A 9261-nucleotide genomic window follows, 5' to 3' on the forward strand; every position below is an offset into this window, starting at 1 on the left:
GCACCGGGGGCGTCCCCGCGCGGCCGGGCCCGTCGGCCGGGCGTCAGCCCTTCTGGATCGCCCAGAACTCGTCCCAGTTCAGCAGGCCGTCCTTGCTGGTGTCGGCCTTGGCGATGACCGCCTGGGCCACCGGCACGGTCACGTAGGGGTCGCCCATCTCGGCCATGACCTTGGAGTACTCCTCCGGCGAGATGAACCCGTCCCCGTTGATGTCGAACCGGCTGAAACTCGCCTTGGCCTTGTCGATGTCCATCTCGGCAGGTGCTCCTTCTGGGTGATGCGATGACGCCCGTACGATACCGGCGCCCGGTGGCCGCGAGGAGCCCCACCACCCCTGCGGGCGATCCGATGGCCGCCCCGGCCGGGCCCGGCCAGACTGGGGAGGTGCCCGAACTACCGGAAGTGCAGGCACTGGCCGAGCGGATGACCGAGGCCTGCGCGGGCCGCTCGCTGGCCCGCGTCGAGGTCCTGTCGGTGCAGGTGCTGAAGACCTTCGACCCGCCCCCGCAGGCACTGCAGGACCGGCCGGTCGCCGGGGTCGGGCGGCACGGCAAGTTCCTCGACCTCGCCACCGACGGCGGCCCGCACCTGGTGCTGCACCTCGCCCGGGCCGGCTGGGTGCACCGGCGGGCGTCCTTCCCCGCGAAGCCGCCCGGCCGGCGCGGACCGCTGGCCCTGCGGCTGGTCCTCGACGACGGCTCCGGCTTCGACGTCACCGAGCAGGGCACCACCAAGCGGCTGGCCGCGTACGTGGTCACCGACCCGGCCCAGGTGCCCGGCGTCGCCCGGCTCGGCCCGGACGCGCTCGCCGTCACCGAGGAGCGGCTCGCGGGGCTCGCCGCCGGCGCCCGGCAGCGGCTGAAGACCTTCCTCACCGACCAGGCCGTGATCGCCGGGGTCGGCAACGCCTACTCGGACGAGATCGCGCACCGGGCGAAGCTCTCGCCGTACGCGACGGCGGCCACCCTCACGCCCGAGCGGCTGACCGCCCTGCACGGAGCCCTGCACGCGGTGCTCGGCGAGGCGCTGGAGCACGCCAGGGCGGTGCCCGCGGACGGCCTGAAGGCGGAGAAGAAGGCCGGGCTCGCGGTGCACGGCCGCGAGGGCGAGCGCTGCCCGGTCTGCGGGGACACCGTGCGGTCCGTCGACTTCGCCGACTCCTCGCTGCAGTACTGCCCGACCTGCCAGACCGGCGGACGGACGCTCGCCGACCGCAGACTCTCCCGCCTGCTCAAGTAGTGTGCTTGAATCTGCTCAATCAGAGTCGATTGCAAGCATCTTTGCGCAGAGTGGGGGATCGACCGTGCTGCTGGTGGTCACACCGAACCCGGCCCTGGACGTGACGTACACCGTGCCGGCGCTGCGCCCGCACACCACCCACCGGGTCGGCACGGTCGCCGCACAGGCCGGCGGCAAGGGCGTCAACACCGCCCGGGTGCTCACCGCACTCGGCCACCGGGCGCTCTGCGTGCTGCCGCTCGGCGGCCCGACGGGCACCGCCGTCGCCGCCGACCTGACCGCCGCCGGACTGCCGTACCGCGCCGTGCCGGTCACCGGGACACCCGGCGCACCGTCGCCGTCGCGGACGGCGACGACGCCACCCTCTTCAACGAGCCCGGGCCGCGGATCTCCCCGGCCGAGTGGCGCCGACTGGCCGCCGAGGTCGCCGCCGCGCTCCCCGCCGCCGGCGTGCTGGTGCTCTCCGGCAGCCTGCCGCCCGGCGCCCCCGGGGACGGCTACCGCGAACTCGTCGCCCTCGCCCGGGACCACGGGGTGCCGACCGTCCTGGACGCCGACGGGCCCGCGCTCACCGCGGCGCTCCCCGCCGGGCCGACCGCCGTCAAACCCAACGCCGCCGAACTGCTCGCCGCCACCGGCCGCACCGACGTCCCCGCGGCCGCGGCCGAACTCCACCGCCGCGGAGCCGGCGCCGTGGTCGCCTCGCTCGGCCCCGAGGGCCTGTACGCGCTGACCGGCGAAGGAGCCTGGCGGTGCGCGCCGCCCGAGGCCGTGGCCGGCAACCCCACCGGCGCCGGCGACGCCGTGGTCGCCGCCCTCGCGGTCGGACTGCTCAGCGGAACACCCTGGCCCGCCGTGCTCGCGGAGGCCGTCGCCCTCTCCGCCGCCACCGTGCTCGCCCCACGGGCCGGCCGCTTCGACCGGGCCGCACACCTCCGCCTCCGGGAGACCACCACCGCCACGGCGGTGCCCGCCTGACGGACGGTCAGCGGGTGCCGGCCTCGCCCAGCCAGCCCAGCGCGGCGACCTGGATGCCCGCCTGGAAACGGCTGCGGGCGTCCATCCGCACCATCAGGTCGGCCATCATCCGCCGCACCGTCCGCAGCGAGACGCCGAGCCGCTGCCCGGCCCGCTCGTCGGTCAGCCCCTCCGCGAGCAGCCGCAGCAGTTCGCGCTCCTGCGCGGTCAGCCCGTGCGGGTCGCGCTGGACGCTCTCGCCCAGCGGCCGGGCCTGCTCCCAGACCTGCTCGAACAGGGCCCGCAGCGCCGCGATCACCCCGGGGCTGCGCAGCAGCACGGCGCCCTTGCGGGCGTCCTCCGGGTCGATCGGCACGATCGCGGTCGCGTTGTCGACCAGGATCATCCGCAGCGGCAGCGTGGGCACCGTACGGACGGCCCCGCCGAGTCCGTGCAGCCAGCGCGCGTAGTGCACGGTGGCCGGGTCGTTGCGGACGCTGTCCTGGTAGACGGTGCGCATCCGGACACCGCGCTGCAGGGTCTCCAGGTCGAGGACCCGGCTGGCCTCCATCACCTGCGGCGGCTGCGGCCCGCCCGGCGCGAACGACAGCACCTCGGCGGCGGCGTCGGAGGCGAGTTGGACGAGGCGGTCACGCACCTCGTCGAGACTGCTGATGAGCTCGATGCCGGGCTGGTTCGCCGGCGCGTGGACGCTGGCGTACTCGGCGATCAGGCCGGCCATCGCGGCCCTGCTCCGTTCGATCTCCTGCTGGCGGCGGGCGGCCTCGGCCTCCTGCCGGGCGAGTAAGGTCGCCAGCCCCAGCTCCGGATTGACGGCCCGCCAGCGGTCGCTGGCGCCGGTGGGTCTGGTGAGCGCCAGGTCGGCGAGCCGGTCGAGTGCGGCCCGCACCTCGGACTCGGCGCACTCCAGCCGCTCCGCGATGCCACGGGTGTCGAGCTCCGGGTGCAGGAGCATCGTTCTGTAGACGGCTTCGCCGAACGGATCGAGGCCGATCGGTGCCACCCCGCTCAACAGCCCGCCACCAGAAGTGCGAACACCATCACACCCTCCCCCGAGCGGGTCGACCGGCGGATCCGACAGGGCGCGAGCATATCGCCACCGGCTCGAACACAGAACACTCTTGCGGGCAATCCCGACGGTCCGATGGATGAACTGTGAACGGACGCGGACCCCCGTCGCGCGTTCTCCACGGTAGCGCCGCCGCCGGGGCCGCCGACCGGCGGTGGCATGTTGCTGCCATGCGGAGATCTGACACCGGCCGCCGCCGCCAAAGATGTTGTGCATCCGTCAGGCTGGACGACGTGTATGCGATCCGCGTCCACCTGGCGGCGCGGAGCGGCCGGCCGCTCCGCGCACCGGTGGAAGCCGCCGTGCGGGCCGGGCTGGAGCGCGCGCTCCGGGGCCCCGCCCGGCTCAGCCACGCGCGCATCCGGCAGTCCGCCGACACCCTGGACGCGGTCGTCTTCGTCGACGCCGGATCACTGCTGGAGGCCGAGGACCGGCTGCGCGACGCCTGCCGCGAACTCCTCGCCGAGGAAGGCGAACTGAGCGGCTGGGACCTGCGCTGCTGCGAGGCCGACCCGTGGATCGCGCTCGGCCTGCACGCCCTGCCCAGCCGCCCCTGACCGGCTCCCGCACCCACCGCCCCGCGACCCGGCGAGCTGGCCTCAGGGTGTCACGGCACTGTGGTGCCAGCTCCGGCTGCTGACACGGACCGGCCGGAGCGGCCACTCTCATGGTGTCGGCGGAACGACGGACCGCAACCGGGACAGCAGCCCCCATCGGGGCCCGGAACGGACCACCCGTCACTCCGCCCCTGACACCACCGCACCCCGGAAGCAGCCCGGGGTACAGCCGAACGCGAGAGGATCGGGCATCCCCATGACGCAGAAGGTCCGTTTCATCACGATTGTCGCCCTGGGTCTCGGCGTGCTCACCGGCGTGGCCACCACCGCGCAGACCGGCGGCACCGGCACCGCCTACCGCGCCGACGGCGACACCACCCCTGCGCCCACCTCCACCGGCACCCCGCTCCCCCCGCTGCCCACCGGCCACCAGGACACCTGGGGCTGGGGCTGAACCGAACCCCGGCACCGCCCGCGACCGCCCCGCACCGGCGCCGGCCCCGCGACCCGGCCGGCCGGCCCCACCCGCAGACCGAGACGACGACGCCCACGAGGTAGCCGGATGACCACCGTCCTGGAAAGCCCGCTCCACCCGGCGGCCCCCACCGCCCACGGCGCCACCGCCGCCGTCCGCGTCCTCCTCGCCGACGGACACCACCTGTTCCGCAGCGGGCTCGGCGCCCTGCTCGACCGGGAGAGCGACCTCGCCGTGGTCGCCGAATCCCCCACCGCCGAGGAGGCCGCCGCCGAGGCCGCCCGCACCAGGCCCACCGTCGCCGTCCTCGACCCCGACCTGCCCGGCCCCGGCGGCCCCGCCACCGCCGCCCTCATCCGCGACCGGGCACCGGCCACCGCCCTGCTCCTGCTCACCACCCAGGCCCGCACCGCCGACCTGCAGCGCGCGGTCGCCGACGGGGTCGCCGGAGTCCTGCTCAAGGACGTGCCGCCCGCCGCACTGATCGCCGCCGTACGGGAACTCGCCCGCGGCGGACGGGTCTACGACCCCCGGCTGGTCGTCGACGCCGTCCGCGGCGACGCCTCCCCGCTCACCCCCCGGGAGGTCACCGTGCTCGGCCACGTCGCCGACGGCTCCACCATCCACGAGGTCGCCGCCGCCCTCTCCCTCTCCCCCGGCACCGTCCGCAACTACGTCTCGGCCGCCATCGCCAAGACCCGCGCCCGCAACCGCTGCGACGCCATCCGCATCGCCCGCGAACGCGGCTGGCTCTGACAGCCATCTGCCGTGGGGGCAACCAATCAGGGGCGGGAAACTGCGCAACCCGGATGAGGCCCATGCGCAGAGTGACGCGAAGCCAAACAGGGGCGCGGGGAACTGCGCAGTTCGGATGTGGTCCGCTTGCCGAGTTCGCGTCGACCCGAAAATGGGTCGGTCCGACTCGACAGGTGAGCCCTCTCCGAATTGCGCAGTTCCCCGCGCCCCTGACTTGCGTTCGCCCCACCTCGCAGGTGAACCCTCTGCGAATTGCGCAGTTCCACGCGCCCCCTTGGGGTTACCCCCTTGCTTCGGTGACCATGTCGGCGAAGCCGTGGGCGGTGCGGGGGACGTCGGACGGGCGGCTGCCGATGAGGAATTCGCCGACGGAGGACTCCGCCGTCCAGTCCAGGCCGAGCGCGCGGGCGGCCGCGTCGGTGTCGCCGGAGCCGAGGCCGCAGGGGGCCAGCCCCATGGCCGTCGCCACCAGGTACAGCGTCTGGTAGACCACGCCGACGTGCTTGAGCGTCAGCGCGTACGCGATCTGGCTGTACTTCCAGGAGAGCCGGCCGAACCGCGAGGTCACCGTCAGGAGCACCTGCGGGTCGACGCTGCAGCCGGTCGCCCGCCAGGCCGCCGTCATCAGCTCGCGGAAGGCGGTCTCGTCCCCGGGCCCGGAGAAGGGCCGCGGGCGGAGCCGGTGTGCGGCCGCGTCGTACCGGTAGACGCCGGGCACCAGCCCCTCGCAGCGGACGACCGAGAGGTAGACCTCGAGTTCGCCGGTGGCGCCGCCGGCCGGGTAGGGCCGGTCGACGATGTCGTAGCCGTGCGGGTCTGCCGGGTCTCCGGGGATCACCCGTCGGACCCGGGCCACCCGGTAGAGCAGTTCGCCGAGTTGGTCGAGGGTGACGGGCCGCTCGGCGTAGGTGCGCACCGAGCGGCGGCCCTCCAGGACTTCGGAGAGGGCCGGGTCGCGGGCGAGCACCTCGTCCCAGTCGGGGACAGGCAGGTCGATGCCGGCGCCTTCCTCGCGCGGGCCGGTGCCGGGGATCGCCGGCAGCTGGGCGACCTCGGGGTGGGCGAAGACGCCGCCGCTCGGGTAGTCGTGGCGGCCCGGGCGGCTGCGGGCGTGGAAGAGCAGGTCGTGGAAGTCCCAGAGCGGGGGTTCGCCCTGGGCGGTGTCGTCGAGGAAGCCGGCGCCGGCGAGCAGTCCGGCGAGGGAGCGTCCGGCGGCCGGGGCGAGGCCGGCCAGCAGGGCGGCCTCGTCGACCGAGCGGGAGGCGGTGACGGCTGCGACGAAGGCGCCCGCGGCGGGCCGGTGCAGGGTGAGCCGGAACGGTGCCGTCGGGGATTCGAGGACGCAGGCCCCGGCGTGCTCCTCGGGCAGCCGTCGCAGGTAGGCGAAGCGGGAGAGCACGGCGGTGTCGGCGGACCGGCCAAGGCCGGACCGGCCAAGGCCGGGCAGGCCGGCCGAGCGGGCGATCGGGACGGCGGTGGCCAGCGGCACGCCGAGCGGGTCGGCGAGCGTGGTGGTGACCAGGTACGGGAAGCGCCGCAGCAGGTGCAGCAGCCTGCCGCCGGCGGGGAGTTCGTCGAGGTCGACCTCGGTGCGGGTGAGTTCGGCGAGCCGGTCGACGGTGTCGGCGCCGAGGGCGTGGACCCGCTGGCGGCCCCAGGGGTGGCTGAGTTCGAGGTCGTCGCCCTGGGCGGTGACGACGACCTCCGGGCGCAGCCGCAGCAGGGTGCGCAGGGGGCCGCCGCCGGCCGCGAGGTCGGGCGGGAGCTGTTCGGTCACGGTCATGCGGAGTTCCTCCTCCGGGAGGGGCGGGCCGCCGAGCAGCACGGCGGCCCGCACGTCGTCAGATGAAGATCGGGACGGGGTTGAGGTCCTCCTCCCGGGTCGGCCGGTCGAGCCAGCCGAGGGCGAGCGGCACGTCGTAGAGGCGGCCGGGGGCGAAGCGGGCCCAGAAGTGCCGCATGCCGGGGACGATCACCTTGGCGACCGGCAGGCCGACGTCGGGGCGGGTCTGGTCGAGCACCAGGAACTCCATGCCGCGTTCTTCGACGAGGCGCTGGGCGAGCCGCAGGTCGTCGGCGAGGTCGGTGCCGGCGAGCTCCGCCCAGCGGCCTGGGCCGGCGGCCGTGGTGGCGGGGTCGGGCAGCAGGTGGGGGTTGCCCGCGACGGTGGCCGTGGTCCACCAGGCCTTCTGCTCGGGGTCGGCGCCGGCGTAGTTGACCCGGCCCTCGGCGTCACCGGCGACGGGGCCGAGGAACTGGTTCATCTCGGTGAGCGCCCGGGTGAGGGCGATGTGCGGGTCGAGGTGGGCGCCGAAGGCGATCAGGATGTCCTCGGCGGGCTTGTCCAGGCGCCGGGAGAACGCGCCGACCACCGGGATGCCGAAGTCCGAGGTGAGGTCGAGCGCCCAGATCTCGCGGCGCAATCCGCGGTAGATGTCGCGGAGTTCGGCGATGTACGGGTCGCCGAAGGCGTCCAGGTCGACGGCGGGCCGCTGGACCCGGTTGTACCACCAGAGGGCGACGGCGTCGCGTTCGACGAGTTCCAGGAAGCCCTGCAGGGCGGCGTCCTCGAAAGAGGTTCCTGCCGCGCAGCCGTTGGAGTCGCCGGCGGCGAAGAAGCCGTGGCGGTGCCGGTAGCCGTAGTAGAGCGACATGGTGGGCAGCCAGCGGGTGCGCTGCTCGGTGAGCGACCAGGCGGGCGACCATTCGATCCGGTCGTCCTCGCGGAACCGCTCGGGGACGGTGTTGAACATCGAGCGGCGGGCGTTCCAGCGGGCCCTCTCCTCGTACTGGCGGTCGCTGTAGAGCAGGGTGCGGGCGGGGTGAATCGCGGCGTCGCCGAGTTCGGTGTAGCTGGCGGTGCGGCGGGCCTCGTCGCCCTGGAAGACGCCGGAGTAGCGTTCCATCGCCTCGCCGAGTGCGCTGGCCCGGGCCTGGACGTCGGTGCGGCCCTTGCCGCAGCTCACCGAGCGCAGGCCGGTGCGCAGTTGGCGCAGGTCGCCGCTCTGCCGGGAGAGGTTCTGCCCGGAGACGTACACCCGCAGGCCGGTGGGGGTGCGGGCAGCGGGTACCAGGGAGGTCACCACGCCGGTCACCGGGGAGAGTTGGGGCCGGTAGCGGTCGAGCATGTCCTCGGGGGAGGCGGAGCGGTGGCCGCCGTCGGCGGTGAATGCCTTCGGCCGGGACACGAACTCGACCGGGGTGAGCTGGCGTTCGGCCATCAGGCCGCCCTCGCCGCAGGCCGGGCACTGCGGGCGGCGGACCAGCTTGTGGCGTTCGGCCTCCAGCAGCACGGTGTCGAAGGTGAGCACCACCGGCTCCGAAGGACGCACCCCGGCGAGCCACTTGGCGGCCTCCAGGGCGGCGAGCTGGGCGCCGGTGCCGAGGGTGGGTGCGAGGTGGGCGCCGGCGGTGGAGATCGGGGTGTCCTGGCCGAGCCGGTGCTGCAGGTAGCTGAGCGACTGGCGGTTGGCGGAGAGCCGGTGGGCGAGGCACTCCCAGCAGCCGGTGGCCTGCTCGGCGGCGTCCGGGGTGCCGGGGACGAAGACCGGGCCGACCCAGACGATGGAGCCGACCGGGCGGGCGAGCAGCCAGGGGCGTCCGTTCGCGCGGGCGGCGCGGTCGCGGTCGGCGAGGCCGGGGTGCAGGTAGTCCTCGGTGAGGGCGACGGTGAAGTCGGCGTCCTCGTCGACGGTGACGCCGGCGGCGGCGAGGGCGTCGAGGAAGGGCTGCGGGTCCAGGTCGCCGTACACCTCGACCCGGGCGCGGGAGGTGCGCAGGGCGGCGGAGGCGGCGGCACCGTCCAGGCCGGCCATCTCCAGGTAGGCGGCGCCGGCCGGATCGTCGACGGGCCCGGCGGGGGCGAGGTAGCCGCGGTCGCGGAGGGTGCCGACGGCGCCGAGGACCTTGTCGGCGGGCACGGTGCCGTCCAGGGCGGCGCCGATCTGCTCGGGGGTGCGGGTGCCGTCCAGCAGCGGGGCGAGGCGCTGGGCGAGGGCGCCGTCGACCACGGAGACGCCGCGCTCGGAGACCAGGTAGACGGCTTCGCCGTCGACGACGTACGGGGTGTAGTGGCGTTTGAAGCCGATCGCGGTGGTGTCGGACATGGCGGTCCCTCGGGTCTCGGGCGTGCCGACGGTGCCGACGACCACGCCGAGCACGCGTCCCTTGAAGTTCTTGCCCTCGCG

8 protein-coding genes and 1 pseudogene are annotated in these 9261 nt (G+C 74.8%); 5 read left to right on the forward strand and 4 right to left on the reverse strand.

Annotation, left to right across the window (positions count from 1 at the left end):
* Positions 1-43: 43 nt before the first annotated feature.
* Positions 44-253 (reverse strand): EF-hand domain-containing protein, encoded by a 210-nt coding sequence (locus ABZ641_RS18060; protein ID WP_344623649.1) that lies wholly within the window; start codon positions 251-253, stop codon positions 44-46.
* A gap of 131 nt (positions 254-384) precedes the next feature.
* Here ABZ641_RS18060 and ABZ641_RS18065 point away from each other — a divergent pair, with 131 nt between their 5' ends.
* Both ABZ641_RS18065 and ABZ641_RS18070 read left to right on the forward strand, forming a co-directional pair.
* Positions 385-1239 (forward strand): DNA-formamidopyrimidine glycosylase family protein, encoded by an 855-nt coding sequence (locus tag ABZ641_RS18065; protein ID WP_344623648.1) that lies wholly within the window; start codon positions 385-387, stop codon positions 1237-1239.
* Positions 1240-1303: 64 nt separating this feature from the next.
* Positions 1304-2217 (forward strand): annotated as a pseudogene (locus ABZ641_RS18070) (1-phosphofructokinase family hexose kinase).
* Positions 2218-2224: 7 nt separating this feature from the next.
* On the opposite strand, the gene ABZ641_RS18075 reads toward ABZ641_RS18070, so the two are convergent.
* Positions 2225-3220 carry a LuxR C-terminal-related transcriptional regulator gene (locus tag ABZ641_RS18075; RefSeq protein WP_359982937.1) on the reverse strand — a complete coding sequence of 332 codons (996 nt, stop codon included), beginning with the start codon at positions 3218-3220 and terminating at the stop codon, positions 2225-2227.
* 236 nt (positions 3221-3456) lie between these two features.
* Between ABZ641_RS18075 and ABZ641_RS18080 the strand changes: the two genes are divergently transcribed.
* The 3 genes from ABZ641_RS18080 (at position 3457) to ABZ641_RS18090 (ending at position 5074) form a co-directional block, all read left to right on the forward strand.
* The gene (locus ABZ641_RS18080) at positions 3457-3843 is read left to right on the forward strand and encodes a hypothetical protein (protein ID WP_359982927.1); all 387 of its coding nucleotides are present in this window, start codon (positions 3457-3459) and stop codon (positions 3841-3843) included.
* 256 nt (positions 3844-4099) lie between these two features.
* Positions 4100-4297, forward strand: coding sequence for a hypothetical protein (locus ABZ641_RS18085; RefSeq protein ID WP_359982929.1), 198 nt, complete (start codon positions 4100-4102; stop codon positions 4295-4297).
* Positions 4298-4405: 108 nt separating this feature from the next.
* Entirely contained in the window at positions 4406-5074 is a 669-nt protein-coding gene (locus ABZ641_RS18090) for a response regulator transcription factor (RefSeq protein WP_344623644.1), read from the forward strand.
* A 280-nt stretch (positions 5075-5354) separates the two neighbouring features.
* On the opposite strand, the gene ABZ641_RS18095 is transcribed toward ABZ641_RS18090, so the two are convergent.
* Both ABZ641_RS18095 and ABZ641_RS18100 read right to left on the reverse strand, forming a co-directional pair.
* Positions 5355-6857 carry a SagB family peptide dehydrogenase gene (locus ABZ641_RS18095; RefSeq protein WP_359982931.1) on the reverse strand — a complete coding sequence of 501 codons (1503 nt, stop codon included), beginning with the start codon at positions 6855-6857 and terminating at the stop codon, positions 5355-5357.
* Positions 6858-6915: 58 nt separating this feature from the next.
* Positions 6916-9261, reverse strand: a 2346-nt coding sequence (locus tag ABZ641_RS18100) for a TOMM precursor leader peptide-binding protein (protein WP_359982934.1), incomplete at its 5' end; no start/stop codon positions are given.

The organism is Kitasatospora sp. NPDC007106 (assembly GCF_040634455.1).
Taxonomy (GTDB): domain Bacteria; phylum Actinomycetota; class Actinomycetes; order Streptomycetales; family Streptomycetaceae; genus Kitasatospora; species Kitasatospora arboriphila.